Raw genomic sequence first — 18,713 nt, forward strand, 5'->3', positions numbered from 1 at the left:
ATTATACTCACTTGGGTGCAATACATCCCGAACCTCACCCCCTTCGCCTCTCCTTAGTAAGGAGAGGCGAAGGGAGGCCGGGTGAGGTATTATCATGCGGGTACTTTACTCAACCGAAAAGCGCTATATATCCAAATTTTTATAGATAATCTTCCTTGTATTAATTAGCCAAAATTGCCGTTAAATGAAAACGATAAACTAACGAGTTGGTGCATTATCAAAAGCATGAGCGATCGCATTCCAAGCAAACTTACGTTTTCCATTCAGATCGAGGGGTAAAGGACGAACGGGTGCGCCATCTTCTCTGGGTTTAAATTCATTTAACCAAGTATATTTATCGCTTAATCCCCAAGTTATGACGGCAATTACTGCTGGTTCTTCCAAAACTACTTTTAGATAATTATTGTAAACTTTGGCGATAATTCTATCTCGTATTTCTATATCATGCGGTAACTCTTTGTCTGTAACATCAAGTTCGGTAATCAATATTTTGAAACCTAAGTCGGCAACTTGAGCCAAAAAATCTTTTAGTTTCTGAGGATTAAAATTAGTTTCGCTACCGTTTAAATGAGCTTGAATACCCAAAGCGTGAATCGGAGTTCCTTTGGATTTTAAACGTTTTAAAAGTTGAATAACGGCGTTTCGCTTGGCTTCATCGTTAGCTATATCGTAATCTAAACCATAATCGTTATAAACTAACATTGCCTTGGGGTCAGCTTCATGTGCTAAGCGAAAAGCTAAATCTATGTAATCTTCTCCAAGTAATTCTAACCACGGTGTTTTTCTTAAACCGTTAGGAAGTTGATCTCTTGGTTCGATCGCTTCATTAACAACATCCCAAGAATGAATTTTTCCTCGATAGCGTCCAACAACCGTTTGAATGTGTTTTTCTAAGAAAGATTTCGCATTTTGATGGTTGACTGTATTTTCAAACCAAGGAGGTAAAGATTCATGCCAAACTAAAGTGTGACCTCGAAACTGCATATCGTGGGTGCGAGCAAAATTCAGCATCCAGTCTGCTGCTGTAAAATCAAAAGATTCGGGTGTAGGACGCAACGGTTTTGGATTTACGTGCCATTTCAATCCCCATTCCGGAAGTAGTATTGAGCATTCTTTAGCTATATTTTGAGCATATTCTGTATCGCTCGAAAGTTGGTCGTAACGTATAGCAGCTCCAAAAATAAGTTTTTTCTTAGCGGCACGTTGTTTTAAAGATTCATCTCCAGGATATTTTATACATTCACAATCTGCGTCGTCCAAAGCCAGAATTTGCTGACGTTTTAACTCATCTTTTCCCGTAACTACCGCACCCATCGCTGTCACAGCACCTAGACCCAATAAAAATTTTCGTCTGGTGAATATTTTTTGATACATTGGTCATTCCTAAGCAAGCTTATAAAAACCAAGTCTTTGCTTGATTACCAACCAGATAAACTGAGGGTTTCCCATCACGTAACGTTTCCATAAACGCTTTGGTTCGACAATTAAACGAAACAGCCACTCCAAACCCCATCTCTGCATCCATATAGGCGATCGCTGCACCATATCAGCAACTAACTCAAAGCTGACTCCAATACCTAAAGATACAGGAATTCCTAATTCTTGATAATGATCGTATATCCATTTCTCCTGCTTGGGAGCGCCTAATCCGACAAACAGAATATCTGGTGCTGCTGCTTTAATCTTAGAATTGATCGACGCTAATTCCTCTGGTTGAGATTCAAATCCATAGGGGGGGCAATGAGTTCCAACTATTTTAATATTGGGATGTCTTGCCTGCAAAGTTCTTTTAGCCGCTTCAGCAGCACCAGGACGACCACCCAGCAAGAATATTTTCAGTCCTTTTTGTTCGGCAACAGCAGATAGTTTTTCAAATAAATCCGTTCCGTTAACGCGACCATTTAAAGGTGTTTGCAAGAATTTTGCAGACCATAATAAGGAAACACCATCTGGTACGGCTAAAAATGCTTGCTCGTAAATATTGCGAAAATGAGCATCACGCTGAAGACTTAGAACGTGTTGTGCGTTAGGAGTTACCACGTAGGAAGGAACAGCACCTTTAAGAGCATGGTCTACAATGCGATCTATTACTTCATTAAAGGTGTAGTTATCAATTTTAACTCCGCAGATATTAACCCTCATAATTGATCCTTGGTATTTTATAAATTTTTTCAATAATTAAAATATCTTCGTAACTGCGGTTTACTGTCCCACAGCAGCAGGTGAAAAATTTTTCGATTTAGATAGCACTGAACTATAAATTTGATCGAGTTGAGAACTATAATTTTTGACATCGAAAGGAGTTACAGTAAGTCTTGCTGCATTTCCCAAACAGATTCTTAAAGACTCTTTTTCAATTAATTCCTGCATAGCTTCAGATAGCTGTTGGATATCTCCCGGTGTCACTAGCAAACCATTCTCTGTCGAAGTAATTAGTTCGGGAATACCACCGACAGGAGTAACTATTACAGGTAAACCCCAACCCATTGCTTCGAGAAGAGCCATTGGTAAACCTTCGTTGTAGGAAGGTAAAACAAATACGTTTATATCAGCAAGCAGTTTATCTCTAGTTTGAGAGTCTATCCAACCGAGAAGTTGGATGTGATTTATCAAGTTCAAACTTTCAATTAATTTACGTGCTTCCTCAATATCTCCATCTCCAGCAATAATTAACTCAGAATGTGCTTTTAGACTCTCTGGCATTTTTGCAAAGGCTTTGATTAAATCAAATGTTCCTTTACGAGAACCGACTCTTCCGAAAAAGCCTAATTTAATAGATGAATTATTTGTCCTGTTGGGGATTTGAGCGGGTAATTCAGTTGGATTTGGTAAAACTACAACTTGCTTTTCATTCAATCCCAACTTATTTACATAGTATTCTTTCCAAGTTTTAGAAAGAACAATAAAATTATCACAGCAACGAAATATTTTACTCAAAACCAACTGTGTCAATTTGGGAAGTTTAGCGTAAGTTACGTGGAATTCAGCACCGTGAGCATGGATTAAAAAAGGTTTGTTAAATATAACAGCAGTTAAGGCAATAATTGCTTTTCTAACCAAGCTACCACCGTCTGAAACATGAACGTGTATGATGTCAACTTTGTTAGTCAGTAGATTCCACAACAGTAATGTGAAAGCTTTGATAAAAACCTTAATTCTATGGAGAATCGAGCCTTCATCATGGCTAGTTATATGTTGAAACTCAACACCATCAGCAGCGTGCTTGAGCATGAGTTTTTCAACAGTTGCTATCCCTCCATTTTGTTCGAGGTTAGCACCTAATATAAGAATATTTAATTTGCTCATGTATCCCTGAAATTAAATGAATTTAAAAAATTGGGTTTGGTAAAAAATTGTCCTGTAATTAAATCCGGAAAATTTTATTAAATTTATTCTTCTTTAAAAATCGCACAGAGAAAAATAATTTACATCAGGGTAATTACATAAACGAATCTGGAATACAATTTATATTAAATTCATAAAACTCATGAAATTACTTATTTCGTTAAACAACCGCGAAGTTTGTTAGCAAAAAGTTCGGCATTCTCTGGCTTTAATAACATAGAACGATGAGTACCGGGAATCTCATGTACTTCGACTCCACCAGCAGCCCATTTATCCCAACCAAAGTTAATATCCTCAAGTCCGTAAAACTCCAATACAGCAGAGAAAATCGTTATTTTACCTGGATATGATTTTACTTCGTATTCATTCATAAACTTTTCAAGGGTTGGCATTAAAGGTTCAAATGATTTGCTAAGTTTATAATCTATACGTTCTTTAAAAAAGCTGGTTTTATCTTTCCAAGAAAAACCTAAAACTGTTTTTAGCCTTTGATAGCGTTTGTACCATAATTCAGCATTATTTGCTTGATTTTCAACTTCTGGTGTGGGAGTATCAATCATTCCCAAAAAAACCACTTGTTCGTTTTCTGCACATAACTGCCGAGCTATTTCGTAAGTAACTAAACCTTCGTATGAATGACCCAGCAAATGATAGGAACCTGTTGGTTGAATATTGCGTATTTGCTGTAGACAACGAGATGCCATCTCCGGAACTTTATCTAACGGTTCCTGTATGATGTATACTGGCTGCTGTGCATCTAAATTATCTATTATTTTTTGATATAAGAAACCACTATTGGCAATAATAAATAAAGGTGGTTTGCTACCATTAAAATTAATTTTAATTGCGGGTAAGCTAATTTCTTTTTTTTGAGCAATAATAGCTGCTAATTCTTCAATTGTTGATGCCTCAAATAATATTCCTGGAGAAAGTTTTTTATCAAATATTTTTTCTATTTCTGCCACTATAGAAGTAGCCATCAAAGAATTACCACCTAACGAGAAAAAGTTATCTTGAATCCCGATTGGTTGAATACGGAAAGTTTGTTCCCAAAGCCTTACTAATTTCTGCTCTACATCGTTGCTAGCTGATAAATATTTTTCTTCTAAATTAAGATTTGCTTTATCGGGTTTGGGAAGAGAACGACGATCTACTTTATCATTTGGGGTTAAGGGAAGAGCAGCTAAAGTTACAAATCCCGACGGTATCATGTATTGTGGTAATCTGCTTTGCAGGAAGTTTCTTAATTCTTTATTCGTAAGTGCTGTTTGATTTCGAGGAACAATATAAGCGATCAAACGTTTATCTCCTACTTCGTATTCTTGGGGAATAACAACAGCTTCTTTGACCGCAGAATGTTGATTGAGAACGGTTTCGATTTCTCCTAATTCAATCCGAAAACCGCGAATTTTTACCTGATGGTCAATGCGACCAAAAAAATCAATCTTCCCATCGGGAAGAAAACGGGCTAAATCTCCGGTTTTATACATCCGCATCCCCGGAATAAACGGGTTAGGAATAAACTTTTCTGCTGTTAATTCCGGTCGGTTCAAATAACCACGAGCCAAGCCATCACCACTAATATATAATTCTCCAGCAACACCGATCGCAACAGGCTGCAACTGACTATCTAAAATGTAAACTTGGGTGTTAGAAATGGGATAACCTATTGGTAAAGGCTTATTCGCTGGATGAGTTTTGGGAACTGAATAACAGCAAGTAAATGTAGTGTTTTCTGTAGGACCATAACCGTTAATTAACTGACAGTTAGGATGAGTTTGCTGTAATTTTTGAGCGTGAATAGGTGAAATAATATCTCCACCTGCTAACAACTGTCGAACTCCTTTAAAGCTTTGAATTTGTTCGTCTACCATTAAATGAAATAAACCTGCTGTTAACCAAAGAGTTGAAATCTGATATTTTTCTAAGATTTCTCCTAACTCTTTGAGTGAAGGTTGTTGAATTGGTAAAACAACTAGTTTTCCTCCATTGAGCAAAGCACCCCAAATCTCAAGAGTGGAAGCATCAAAGGAAATTGGAGCAGCTTGTAATATAATTTCTGACGCACTTAAATTAACGTAATTACTCGATTTAACTAACCTGACAACTCCCCGATGAAGAACACAAACCCCTTTTGGTATTCCCGTTGAACCAGAAGTGTACATGATATACGCTAGGTTTTCTGGTTTGGTAAGATTTATTAGGTTTTCAGTACTGTTTTGAGCAATTATTTCCCAGTCGGTATCGAGATTTATCACCTCACCCCGATAAAGCTGTGCTTCTCCCCTCTCCTTCGTAAGGAGAGGGGTTGGGGGTGAGGTTTTAGAATCAGTAATCAACACTTCCACTTGAGCATCTTTTAACATAAAAGTTAATCGCTCTTGAGGATATGCTGGGTCTAAAGGTATATAGGTTCCTCCAGCTTTAAGAATTGCTAATATGCTAATAATTGCTTCAGTCGAACGTTGTAAGTAAATACCGATGGGTATTTGCGGTTTTAGTCTTAAGCTACGCAGATGATAAGCTAATTGATTGGCTTTAATATTTAATTCATCGTAGGTAAATTTTTGATTTTGATAAACAAGCGCTGTGTTATTCGGTGTTTTAACAACTTGCTCTTCAAAAAGTTGATGAATGCATTTGTCACGGGGATAATCAAATGCTGTTTGATTCCATTCCACCAAAATTTGATGACGTTCGATTTTACTTAAAATTGTTAATTCATTGACTTTGCGATCGGGATTTTCAATAATAGCTTGAAGTAAATTCTCGAAATGACCAATCATCCGCTTTATAGTTTGCGGTTCAAATAGTTCTTGATTGTATACTATTGTTCCTTTCAAACCTTCTTGAGATTCGACTACAAACAGTGATATATCTAATGCAAATTTATCAACGTTAATCGGTAATGGTGTCTCTATTTGTGCATCTTGCAGGCTGAACATCACCTGGAAAATACCCGAATCATTTTGAGTATCTGTCGCGGATATTTGGACAAGTTGTTCCCAAGAGACATCTTGATGTTCCAAGTCCTCAGTTACTACTTGATTTACTTGGTGTAATAATTCAACAAATGAGATATCCCCCGATACAAAACTTCTGAAAGCTAATGTATTGAAATCTAAATAATCAGATTGAGGAATATAAGAACCAACTATAATATCTTCCTGAGAGGTATATTTATAAAGCAGACATTTGAAAGCAGCTAATAAGATTATAAATAATTTATTGTCAGACTTTTTATTGATATTATTAAGAGACTTACAGAGTCCTTGACTAAAAATAAAAGTTTCTATCCCAACCTGATAGTTTTGATTAGAGCTTCTTGATTTATCTGTAGGGAGTTCTAAAAGTGGTAGTCTACTAAGTTTTTGCTGCCAGTATTCTAAATTTTTCTCAGACATAATATTTATTTTCTAAAAGATGCACTTATTATCTGTTATATATTTTTTAACAGAATTATGATTGTTTATCGTGAGAGAATATGCTTAAATTAGCAACTAATATCAACATATACAGCCGATTTCATTTGAGTGAGGTACAGGACATATCGTTATAAGGGAGTAGGGAATAGGGAGTAGGGGAATGTACCTCATTTATTTGCAAACTACTGTATAAGTAACAATTGTTTAATAATTGCTTGAAATAATAATTATATAGCTGATAATTTGTGACTTTCTGGTGGTATTTGTACCGAAAAAGCGATCGCAACATAAACTACCCAAAACAGATCGTTTTGAATCATCAACGTAGTTTCACTGACATTTGCAAGTAACATATAAGTCATGTATATTAAAGGCCAAAATCCTTCAGATGTTTTAGTCGCTCGCAACCAGTAAAATGTTTTAGGCAAAGTTCCAGCTAAAAATCCAAAAGTATATATCAATAAACCGAATAATCCTATTTGCAACCACAGGTCTAAATAGCCATTATGGGAATTAGGAGGAGTCCAACCAGTGGCTTGCCAAATATAGAAAGAAGGAGTATCGGGACCAGACCAAAACGCACCGTATCCGTAACCTAAAAAAGGTTTCTTGGCAATCATTTCAAAGATATAAGGCCACATATCTCCGCGACCAGTAAGAGTAGTATCTTTACCGAGTGCAGTGAGGATGGCTTCTGTAGCGACGGAGACAATCACATAGAAAATTGTACCAAGACTTGCGATCGCGATCGCGCTAGGTACCATAAAATTATCTCTCCATCGAAAAACTCGAAAAGATATAGACGCAGCAATTAAAAAGACCCCATTCAGTAGGGAACTAGTAGAACTAGAACGGATTAAAAGAATGAAAGCTAAACTAAAAGCCATCCAGAACAGCCAACTATATTTTTTAGAGTTAGCAGCAAGTAAGAAAAAGACGGCAATACCCGGAGCAATAACTTTACCAAGAGTATTTTTATGGTTGTAAATACCTCGCCATTTTCCTTCATGTATTCCACCCATAATTCCATATTGTGGTAACGCTACAATAAATACAAAGCTAAGTATTACAGCAATTCCATACATCCAGCCTAATAGCTGTAGCTGTTGTTTCATGCTATAGCGTGAAGCTAAATAAAGACCAAACAAAGTGGTTCCAATTATTGCGATACCCCGAGTCAAAGTCTTTTTAGGATCTGAAGACCAAACGAAAGAAAAAACAGCAATTCCTACTAATAATAAAATAATTTTTTCTTTTCTCATTACCCGCATGACTTTCTTCCATCGCAGAACAAGTAGGAAAACAGTTATTAGATAATTGAAGAAGAATAGTATTAAAATCAAAGAAGTATTTGTTTCTTCGTCGTCGTCACCTTCATTGGCTCCACCAGACAAAATTACAGTTAGCGGACCTCCAGAATAAAGCAGTAAAGATACAACTGTAAATGACTGTTCTATAAATAATAAAAGCCGTTTAATTAGTTTCACCGATAAGTACCTTTGAGATAGATCGCTTTACGGTAAATCTCAACTGTTTGAGCCGCAATATTTAACCAATTCAAATCATCTTGACAGCGATATAGTGCTGCGGTTTGAATCTGATGTTGTAATTTGCTGTCGCTTAACAGACGAATAATCGCATCAGCTAAAGCTTCAACATCAGCAGGAGGAACTAACAAACCGTCTTGTTCCGAACAAATCATTTCAGCTAAACCACCGATTTTAGAAGCAATAACTGGGGTACCCATTGCATAAGCTAGAGATGCAACACCACTTTGAGATGCTTCGATATAAGGTAAAATTACTGCTGTACTGCGTTGAAAAAGACTTGCAACGTCTTCTGACGGAATATAATGATTGAGTATTTTATAATGTTTTTTGTCGCAGCCATTAGGAAAATATTGTTGTAAATTTTCTCCCTTTCCAGCAATAATCAATTTGACTTGAGGAAACCGTTCTATAATTGACGGCATTGCTGCAAGCAGGTAATGTAAACCTTTATAAGCCCAAATGCGTCCGTAAAATAGTAGAGTATGAGGCTCTCTAACTGTATTATTATCCTTAGCTAAGCGTTGATATAAACTACCCAATTCTCCATGAGGAAGAACGCATACCCGCTGTTTGGGAACGTGGAAATGGTCGATTAAAGCATCTTTGAGCAGATTTGCGTGAACGATTAGCTGTTGCGATCGCAAAAAGGCAATTCGACGAGTATATTCTGAACCAAGTACGTTGTCTCTGTCTCCAGGATGACGAAATACATCATGAATAGTTGTTACTAAGGGAGGCATTTTATTCAGTAACAATGTTAAATCATACCAAGGATCGTTAGTTTCTTGGACGTGTAAAACATCAGGCTGGATTTTACAGATAATATTCATCAATTTACCCATTGCAGATAAATTACGCGGGTCGCGGATGCGATATTTATCAAAAGTAATTACTTTAATCCGTGGATCGAGTAAAGCTTGAGTTTGTGCAGTTAATTGTTGGGGATGAATTAAGGTTAATTCAACATAATCTGCTAAAGCGTTAGCTAATTGAACGGTGTATTCGTAAAAGCAAAAATGTAATAAAGCAACTTTCATTTTTTATAATTCCTGGATTTAAAATGAGATAATTTGATGAAAATACAAAAATAATCGACGACGAATTATTCTTGGTAGCTGGGTATATAGATGATGAAAAAAGTCAGGATTATTTATCATTCTTGAACAAGCATCTAAATAATTGGCTTGTTTAATTGAGTCCACAACCTGAAAATACGGTCTAGTTTTTTCCAGTAAGGTAAGACGTTTTTGTAAAGCCGCTAATAATTGGGGATTATTTTTGATAAAATCTTGCTTTAAATAAAATTCTGTTGCTTGACAATATGCTTCAAGTCTTTCAACTTTACTCAGAGTAACTAATGAACCATTCCGAGAACGATAAAAATAATTCGGTTTTGGTACAAATAAAAATTTTGCTCCATGTACTAAGCAATTTAGATATAGCCAAAAGTCCCCACCAATTAAAATATTTTCTTGATTTTTAATCTGATGTTGCATCAAAAAATTTCTTCTAATTAATGGTTTGGTTAAACCTAAAGGTAAACCCCATGTTCCAGGTAAATCATTTTCAATGAAAAATATCGGCTCGATTTTGAGATTATGTTTAATGCGGAATTTACTTTGGGTTAATAATGTACTCCAAGGTAAAGTCTTTCCATCTTGAATAAAATAAATATCATCCGCAATCATATCTACATTTTGATTATAGGCAATCTCCAATAGTTTTTCTAATCTATCTTTTGCATACCAGTCATCTGAATCAAGTCGAGTTACCCAATTTCCCCTAGCTTCATTTATCGCTAGATTTGTACTATAGTTTTGACCTAAATTTTTCTGATTAGCTAATATTTTAATTCTGTTGTCATCGAAGCTTCTAGCAATTTCTAAGGTATTGTCTGTAGAAGCATCATCGACCACAATCAATTCAATATTTTTTTGAGTTTGTTGCAATGCAGATTCCATCGCTTGGGCAATATATTCTTCAGTGTTATAGGCAAGAATAATTACAGATACTTCTGGATTTATCATGATACCTTTTTTATTTATTAGGACTTACGCAACTGGCACATTTTTTCTTGTAGAGTGTGTGACTAGGGTGTTGACTCTGTAGGTTTTTTGAGTGCTAAAAAATCATCACAAATCCCTCATCTCCAATCTAGCCTAGACCTCACCCCCTTCCCCTCTCCTTATTAAGGAGAGGGGTGTCCGGAGGATGGAGTGAGGTTCAAAATGTTGTGATTATAACTGACATAAAAGTTGCATTAATAAAAAGTAGGAAAATACTATCAAAGTCAACAGCCTAGTGTGTGACACTTTGAGTGATTTTGAACGAAGCAATAAGGCTTTTGGTGTCACGCACCATCAGAGTCTTGTGACAATCGCGTAAGTCCTGTTTATTTTCTTTTGAGTAGTAACTTAGACCATTCGTTATCGGAGTGATAAACTAGATAAATTCCTAAAAATCCTATAAATAAAAAGTAGCTTAAAGTAGCAATTATTAAAGTAAATATAATATTTAAATTAAACTTTTGTAATAATAAAAACACAGGCACCATTAAAACACTAATTAACAGAGGACGGTAAATCATAGACAACAAATTTAATGTAAACAATCGTCTTGAAACTTCATACAAGTAAATAAATAGAGCAATAAAATCGATAATTAATCCCGTACTAGCTGCACCGTTTAATTTATATTGATAAACAAGTACTATACTCAAAAAGCCATCTATTATAGTTGTGATAAATACTTGCCGCAAATTAACCTTTTCAAAACCGTTTGCTACCAAAAGGTAACTCAGCGGTCTGACAAATGATGAAGCAATTAATCCAAAAGCAAATAAATTTAGAGCTACTTTTGCTTGAGCAAAGCTTGGGTCGTGATACAGTAAAACTAATAAATCTTTGCCAACAAATGCAAGTCCGACAATCAAAGGTAAAGCCACAATTAATAATATTTCTATCGCAGTTTGCGTGATTTGACGCTGCTTATCTTTCCCCTCATCTATAGCTTGAGACATTTTAGGAAAGATAGCTAAAACAAGACTATGAGAAATAATTTGAAAAGGCTGCATTAATTGTGCAACTGCACCATATAGTCCTACTACTATTTCACCACCTAATAAAGAGAGAATAACAACCTGAAGCCGATAACCTATAACGGATATACCTTCAATCACGATAAATGCACCCGAAGCTTTAGTTGTATCCCACATAAACTTCCAGTCGAGTTGCCATTTATATTTGACAAATTGCGTAACTAAATACCATTCAATAAAAAAAATCAAGCTTTCCGAAGCGACCATAATTGCTGAAACAAGGTTAATGTCATGTTTCAGATTCATTATCCAAATAATTAATACTACGCGCAGAATATAAACTGGTATCGTACTAATAGCAATTAGGTGCATTTTCTCTCGTGCTTGAAAAATAGCTTCGGTTACATTCGAGAGAGAAAATGGAATAATAGCTAAACCAAAAACGTAACAAACTGTTGAAGTATCTCGACTGTAAGGAAGTAAAAATACTATAATCATTAACAATATATAACCAGCAATGCTAAATAGAAGCTGTAAAAAAGTACCGCTAATCAAATATGCAGGTGTATTTGTCGGATTGCGAGCTAATTCTCGCGTAAACAGCGTTTTAAACCCTTGGGAAGCTAAAGTCATAAACACATAATAGTAACTAAAAGCAAGCATATATTGCCCTAGTTCATAAGCTCCTAAAATTCGAGCAATTGATGCAACTAAAATGAAAGTTGTAATACTCTGTGTTAAACGATTTAAAAGTAGAGAAAAAGAATTTCCTAAAAGCTTGCGTAGACCTTCCATTGATAAGCTGCACCTTTAAAAGATAGATTAATTTAAAAAGATTTAAAATGATTTTGATTTAATAGCTTCTTTATGTGATTTATCTTTATCAGAGTCATATTTTGCATGATAGAAATAGCTATCGGATTCATTTTCTGGAATTACACCATTTACGACCAGACCTAATACATTTTGTCCAGAACGTTCTAAAGCTTCCCTGGATGTATTTGCATCACCAGATGTCAGTATTCCCGGTCGTGTTACTAATAAGACACCATCAGCCATTTTGCCTAAAGCTAGAGCATCCGCTCTCCTAACCAAAGAAGGTGCATCAATAATTACAAAATCATAGGTATTTTTAAATTCTTCAATTAAAGTTTCCATCTTTCTCGAATCTAATAGAAATAGAGGATTGGGAGTAGTTAATCCTGCTGTTAAGATATCTAAACTAAGCATTCCTCCACTCACAACTGTTTCAAATTCAACTTGACCGACAATAATATCGCTTAACCCCTTGACGTTGCTAACACCCCAGATATTATGCTGTAAGGGATTTTGCATATCTGCATCTACTAGCAATACTCTTTGTCCTAATTGCGCGATCGCGGCCGCTAAATTTGCCGATACTGTTGACTTACCCTCTTTCGGCACGGAACTTGTCACTACAATTACTCGTAATGGTTTATCCGAACTAATAAACTTCAAGTTAGCTTGAAGCATTCGGTATGCATCTGCAATTGGTAAATTGGGATTGTCTCTTACAGGGATTTCAGGTAAAGTCAATTCGCTACCTTTGGTAAGGTAAGACTTCTTTTTCAAGGAAGGTATAGTGCTAAGTAAGGTATATCCAAATAGTTTTCTGATTTCTTTAAGAGTTTTCACTGACCTATCATTTAATTCAAGTAATACAACCATTGCTGTTGCAACTAAAATTCCGCAAGCACCTCCTAAAATCAAAAACATAATTTTAATTGATTGTGTAGACTTTTTATTTACAAATGCAGGCTCAATTATTCGAGCATTCCCCAGATTTTGGTTTTCTGTAACCCTTACTTCCTGTAGCTTTTTTAAAAGATTTTCATTGGTTGTTCGAGCGGTTTCTAAATGTCGCTCATACTTCATTTCTTCTTGCTCTAACTTCGGCAAAACATTAACTCTTTTTTGATGATTTTCTAATGCTTTTATTAGAGAATTGAGCCGATTTTTTAAGGCTACGCTTTCTACTTCAGATCTTACCAGTTCCTCGGAAAGCTTTTCTTTTACTTGACCTATTTGCAAACTTCCGACTGCAACACTTTTATTACTTTTAGTTAATTGTGCAACTCTGATATTTAATAACCTTTTTAAAGCATTTCTTTGACTAATCAAATCTTGTATTGTTGGATGTGTCTCATAAAACCGAGTTTGAGCTACTGCTAATTCTGCTTCTATTTTTTGTAAGTTTTCTAAAACCTGCTGTACACCAGTCGAACTTTTCAGAGAATCAGTTGCGATCGCATCCTGAGAATCCATCCCGACTTGCTTCTGGAGGCTTTGGGTACGAGCGATAACTTCAGAATAAGCTATTTTTGTTTCAGTTATTTTAGCTTCTAAATCTTTCTGAACTACTACAGCAGTTCTAGATTCTTCTTCTAAGGAAATTACATTATTCTGCTGCTGAAAACGACGTAAAGTTTGTTCTGCTTTGGTAACAATTTCTTCTGTTTCAGGAAGCTGTTTCGCAATAAAATCACCAGCTGCAACAGCCGCAGCTCTATTTGTTTGTATATTATTTTCTAGATACAATTTCATCAACTCATTAACAACTGCTCCCGCTTCTTTGAAATTTTTGCTTTCATAGGAAACTTGTAAAACGTCAGTGGCTGGAATAGCTTTAAGATTAATCAGTTTTGCAAGCTCTTGTGGTTGATAAGGTACACCATTATCATCTTTGAGATTTAGATTTTTGATTGTTTTAATTAGAAGAGGTTTGGAACTAATTACCTCTATTTCTGTATTTAGAGGACTGCTTTTTATATCTAAACCTTCTAACTGTCCGATTTCTCCTCCTAATCCTGTTAAAGCAGAAGTTTGGTTAATCTTTTTAATCAAAAGCTTACCTTCAGCTTGAAAAACTGGCTTTTGAAAAGAGCTTAGTACTGCTGCAACTCCTACTGAAACGGTAAATAAAAATGTAGCAATTAACCAGCGTCGCTTAATAATGTACCAAAATTTTTGCAGATCTAAATCTACAGATTCTCTAGATTCCATAATTAGTGAAATATTATATAAAAATTAAAGTTTGAAAATTAGTTAAAAAAACAATTTAATCATGACATCGCTTTAAGCATCAAGAATTTTGATTATTTAAGGGATATCATTTACTCTGAAGCTTAACTTTACTTACAGGTGTTACTCTACCGGACAATTACGGAAAACTTTATTTTTTCACTTCTACCGTATCTGTTATATTTCCCAAAAAATCAATATAATTAACTATCGATCGCTTCATAACATAGATAAATACTTAAGTAAATTATCCTAAATTTTTGATTGAGTGAAGTAAAAAAAAATACCTCGCATCGCCTCCGGCACCCCTCTCCTTAGTAAGGAGAGGGGAAGGGGGTGAGGTTCGGGATGTATTGCACCCAAGTGAAAACAATTTTGAGTGATAAATTTCATGCAATAAAAAACCCCTTTTTAAGGGGGTTTAGGGAAATTTAACCGCGTTAAGTAGGTTATTTACTTTTCAATTAGCCGTTTTTCTTAGTTTTTTCTCAAGCTTGTATACACTTTAATCTAGATAATGTGGCGATAATGTGACAAAAATTGTAAAGCTTAAAAGATTAACTTAATTATTTGAAAATTATATAATATTTGTGGGGAAAAGGTTCCCCTTAAAATCTGAAGCCAATTCTACATCCACATCAATACGCATCTTCAACTTCCAACTGAGCAACAGTCACAGCATTAAATGCAAACGCTGCAACCATTGGTATAGGACATCTCAACCAATAAGTAACACCTGCGGCGATCATTGTGGCGATTACTGCTGCGATCGACCAAACACGTTCTTCACAAGTTAAGCCCCTTTCAGCTTTAATCATTCTTAAAACTTTTGTGGGAATTGGTTCTGGCATTACCGCTCCCGGAGGAAAAGCCCAGAAGTTATTACAGCGTTCAATATATAGATCGGTCCAACCATTATCTTGACACCATTGGACAATCCATTCGTCATTGTAATGTTTCATCGGATTGTTCGCAATTTGATTAAATTTCAACATAATTTACCAATAATAATAAATAGATAGATAGTTCTCGATTAATACTTATAGTTCACGATTCTCTAAGACAGGAATTGTAACTATGAAATGTAACGCTTTATTAAGATAATATTTCCATCTACTTATATTTGGAAATATCTCAAACAAAGCTTTGACTAACTACAAGATTAACAGGACTTCTCTTATTCTTTTGCCAAATGATAATAAACTTTATTTTTTCGCTTGAAAGTAAAGTTTCCTCAAGACTTTTAGAATAAAACAATGATTTATTTAAACAAATGTAAAGTTGACCTTTCGCAGCAAAGGTTTGAGGTATGAGATTATAGGCTATGGAATTTAAGGTAAACTGAACGGGGATTGAGATCGGCAATGTCTTACTCGCGCAAGCTTTATAACTCGCCGTAACATTTGTTAACACAAACATTGAAGACGGAGTACAGGTTCAATAATGCGAACAAGCTAACGGTACCGATCCTAAAAATGGTGTAGAAACTTTACTCTTAATAGATGCAAATGAAGCGTGTTGGTGTAATCGGTGGTGGACAATTAGCATTAATGATGGGTACTGCGGCCAAAAAACTAGGAGTAGAATTAATTGTACAAACTCCGGGACGCAATGACCCTGCGGTTGGGATTGCTAGCGATACTGTTTTTGCAGCGGTTAATGATGCTAAAGCCACGAATGAGTTAGCCGCGAAATGCGATGTGATAACTTTTGAAAATGAATTTGTCGATTTAGAAGCGTTATCTCAAATTGCTTCGCAAGGTGTTTGTTTTCGTCCTCGAATCGAAGCCCTATCTCCTCTTTTAGACAAATACGAACAACGTTGTTTTTTGCGTGATTTAGATATACCAGTTCCCAAATTCATTTTACCCGAATCATTATTCGCGGTTTCGTCTGTTAATCAAGATATATACGCAAATAATCGAAATGATTGGGAATTGAGCTTCCCATCTGTTTTAAAAGCTCGTCGTCACGGCTACGATGGTCAAGGCACTTTTATCATCAAAAGTTTAACCGATTTAGAAAAAAAATTGTGTTTGGATTCTAGTTTGTTATTAGAAGAATTTATCCCTTTTAAAAAAGAGCTATCCGTAATTGCAGCGCGTTCAACAAGTGGTGAAATTTCTCCTTTTGTTGTTGTAGAAACCCAACAAGAACAACAAGTTTGTCAGCGAGTTATTGCACCTGCTGATATCAATTCTCAGACAGAAAAAATTATTCAAGATATAGCCGGTACTGTACTTAACACCTTGCAATTCGTGGGAATATTTGCTATAGAGCTATTCCTGACCAATGATGACGAAGTATTAGTAAACGAAATTGCACCCCGAACTCATAATTCCGGACACTTTTCTATTGATGCTTGCTTTACCTCGCAATTTGAGCAGCATTTAAGGGCAGTTTGCGATTTACCTTTAGGTAATGTGGCAATGAATTGTCCTTGTGCTATTATGGTAAATTTGTTAGGTTATGAAACACAAACAAGCAACTATATCGATAAACGCTCAACCCTGGCAAAAATTCCTGGATCTTATCTTCATTGGTATGGTAAATCAGAATCTCGCCCCGGACGTAAACTGGGTCACATTACAGTTCTGTTAGATGATAAAAATCGCGATCGCGCAATGACAATTGCCCGAAATATAGAGTCTGTATGGTATTCTCAATGAAGTCAAGAAAAAATAACAAAAAAAATATTTATTTATCACACAACAACAATAGGGAAAGCTATAATGAATTTATTGCACTACGACGTTGGTGACTGCCATACAGTTTTGTGATCTATGACTTTTATGATATGGGAATTGAATAATTTCGTGGCAGTATACCGGGCATTGTATCCGGAAACTTTAAACGATGTAATTTGGTACCCCCCTGGTTTAACCAGGTCATAAACTTAGGTAAAACGGCGTTGCGGTGAACTAAAATTATAAAGCTCCTCAAGTCACTTGTTGATTTGGGGGCTTTATTTTTTTTGTATTTATTTTTTAACAGATTAAATACAGTTATTCATCAATTTAAAACCTAAAATCGAATGACAAGCTTACTAAAACAATTCGTACTTAATCGTAGTGAATTGAAGAATGGAATAGTACTACTGGTTTCGGAAAATTCCGCTGCTGATATTGTTGCAGCTCGAATATTTATCCGTGCTGGAAGTTGTTATGAACAGCCAGAAAAAGCAGGATTGGCAAATTTGCTTGGTGCTGTCCTAACTAAAGGGTGTGATGGACTTTCAAGTTTGGAAATTGCCGAACGGGTAGAGTCCGTGGGAGCGAGTTTGAGTGCGGATACAGCAACAGATTACTTTGTTTTATCCTTGAAAACCGTTACAGATGATTTTACTCAAATTTTGGAATTGGCAACACGAATATTGCGATCGCCAACTTTTCCAGAAGCTGAGGTAGAGATGGAGAAGCGGATTGCTCTGCAAGATGTGCGTTTGCAAAAGGAACAGCCTTTCAACGTTGCATTTGAGCAGTTACGAAAAATTATGTACCAAAATCATCCTTATTCATCGTCTGGACTGGGGGATGAAACTACTATTAGCAATTTAACTCGCGAGGATTTGGTCAAACATTATCAAACTTATTTTCGCCCAGATAATATAGTTATTAGTATTGCAGGTCGTATATCCGCAGAAAATGCAGCGCAACAGATAGAAGAGCTTCTCGGTGATTGGCAAAGCATTGACACACTACCAGTTATAAATGTGCCATTTCCTCAAACTAAACCGCAACAGGTAATTACCCCTCAAGCAACACAGCAATCGGTAATTATGTTGGGTTATTTAGGTGCTTCAGTACACGAAGCTGACTACACTGCTTTAAAATTGCTTTCTACTTATTTAGGAAACGGGCTTTCCAGCCGCTTATTTGTAGAGTTACGAGAAAAGCTTGGTTTAGCCTACGATGTCTCCGCATTTTACCCCACAAGGCAGTATTCCAGTTCCTTTGTAGTTTATATAGGTACCGCACCGGAAAATACAATTACCGCTTTAGAAGGGTTGCGAAGAGAAGTTGATTTACTTTCTAGTAGTAAATTAGAAGAAAGCGCTTTACAAACTGCAAAAAACAAAATACTCGGACAATACGCTTTGGGTAAACAAACCAACGGACAAATTGCTCAGGTATATGGTTGGTATGAAATTTTAGGCTTGGGAATTGCCTTCGACCAAAAATTTCAAGCAGATATTGCCGCTTTAACCGCTGAACAAACCATCAAAGCTGCTTCTAAATACTTGAGGGAACCATTTGTATCTGTAATCGGTCAAGAAGAAGCGATTAACCGTGTAATTGCGTAGCAGCAGTATTA

General features: G+C 35.9%; 12 protein-coding genes and 1 other RNA gene. 3 read left to right on the forward strand and 10 right to left on the reverse strand.

Going from position 1 to position 18,713, the window contains the following annotated elements; all coding sequences use genetic code 11:
• Nucleotides 1–198 precede the first annotated feature (198 nt).
• From VB797_RS01855 to VB797_RS01900, 10 genes are all read right to left on the reverse strand, one after another.
• Nucleotides 199–1,374, reverse strand: a complete 1,176-nt coding sequence (locus tag VB797_RS01855) for an endo-1,4-beta-xylanase (RefSeq protein ID WP_323235918.1) — start codon at nt 1,372–1,374, stop codon at nt 199–201.
• 9 nt (nt 1,375–1,383) lie between these two features.
• Nucleotides 1,384–2,142, reverse strand: coding sequence for a WecB/TagA/CpsF family glycosyltransferase (locus tag VB797_RS01860; RefSeq protein ID WP_323235919.1), 759 nt, complete (start codon nt 2,140–2,142; stop codon nt 1,384–1,386).
• Nucleotides 2,143–2,202: 60 nt separating this feature from the next.
• Nucleotides 2,203–3,306, reverse strand: a complete 1,104-nt coding sequence (locus tag VB797_RS01865) for a glycosyltransferase family 4 protein (RefSeq protein ID WP_323235920.1) — start codon at nt 3,304–3,306, stop codon at nt 2,203–2,205.
• 191 nt (nt 3,307–3,497) lie between these two features.
• Nucleotides 3,498–6,749, reverse strand: a complete 3,252-nt coding sequence (locus tag VB797_RS01870; protein WP_323235921.1) for an amino acid adenylation domain-containing protein — start codon at nt 6,747–6,749, stop codon at nt 3,498–3,500.
• A 248-nt stretch (nt 6,750–6,997) separates the two neighbouring features.
• Nucleotides 6,998–8,257, reverse strand: coding sequence for an O-antigen ligase (locus VB797_RS01875; protein ID WP_323235922.1), 1,260 nt, complete (start codon nt 8,255–8,257; stop codon nt 6,998–7,000).
• On the reverse strand, nt 8,254–9,357 hold the full coding sequence (locus tag VB797_RS01880) for a glycosyltransferase family 4 protein (protein ID WP_323235923.1): 1,104 nt from the start codon (nt 9,355–9,357) through the stop codon (nt 8,254–8,256). Before VB797_RS01880 ends, VB797_RS01875 begins: the two co-directional genes overlap by 4 nt.
• An 18-nt stretch (nt 9,358–9,375) precedes the next feature.
• The gene (locus VB797_RS01885; protein WP_323235924.1) at nt 9,376–10,347 is read right to left on the reverse strand and encodes a glycosyltransferase family 2 protein; all 972 of its coding nucleotides are present in this window, start codon (nt 10,345–10,347) and stop codon (nt 9,376–9,378) included.
• A gap of 365 nt (nt 10,348–10,712) precedes the next feature.
• Complete coding sequence (locus VB797_RS01890; RefSeq protein ID WP_323235925.1) at nt 10,713–12,152, reverse strand: oligosaccharide flippase family protein; 1,440 nt, start codon at nt 12,150–12,152, stop codon at nt 10,713–10,715.
• Between the two features lie 42 nt (nt 12,153–12,194).
• Entirely contained in the window at nt 12,195–14,381 is a 2,187-nt protein-coding gene (locus tag VB797_RS01895; protein ID WP_323235926.1) for a GumC family protein, read from the reverse strand.
• Between the two features lie 656 nt (nt 14,382–15,037).
• Complete coding sequence (locus tag VB797_RS01900; protein ID WP_323235999.1) at nt 15,038–15,361, reverse strand: hypothetical protein; 324 nt, start codon at nt 15,359–15,361, stop codon at nt 15,038–15,040.
• Between the two features lie 546 nt (nt 15,362–15,907).
• Between VB797_RS01900 and VB797_RS01905 the strand changes: the two genes are divergently transcribed.
• The 3 genes from VB797_RS01905 to VB797_RS01915 all read left to right on the forward strand — a co-directional run bounded on the left by VB797_RS01905 (nt 15,908) and on the right by VB797_RS01915 (nt 18,702).
• A complete protein-coding gene (locus tag VB797_RS01905; protein ID WP_323235927.1) occupies nt 15,908–17,068 on the forward strand; it encodes a 5-(carboxyamino)imidazole ribonucleotide synthase in 1,161 nt (386 codons plus the stop codon).
• Between the two features lie 71 nt (nt 17,069–17,139).
• A non-coding RNA gene (gene ssrS, locus VB797_RS01910) (6S RNA) lies at nt 17,140–17,323 on the forward strand.
• Nucleotides 17,324–17,433: 110 nt separating this feature from the next.
• Nucleotides 17,434–18,702 (forward strand): pitrilysin family protein, encoded by a 1,269-nt coding sequence (locus VB797_RS01915; RefSeq protein ID WP_323235928.1) that lies wholly within the window; start codon nt 17,434–17,436, stop codon nt 18,700–18,702.
• The last annotated feature ends 11 nt before the right edge of the window (nt 18,703–18,713 follow it).

The organism is Rivularia sp. UHCC 0363, assembly GCF_034931125.1.
Classification (GTDB): domain Bacteria; phylum Cyanobacteriota; class Cyanobacteriia; order Cyanobacteriales; family Nostocaceae; genus Rivularia.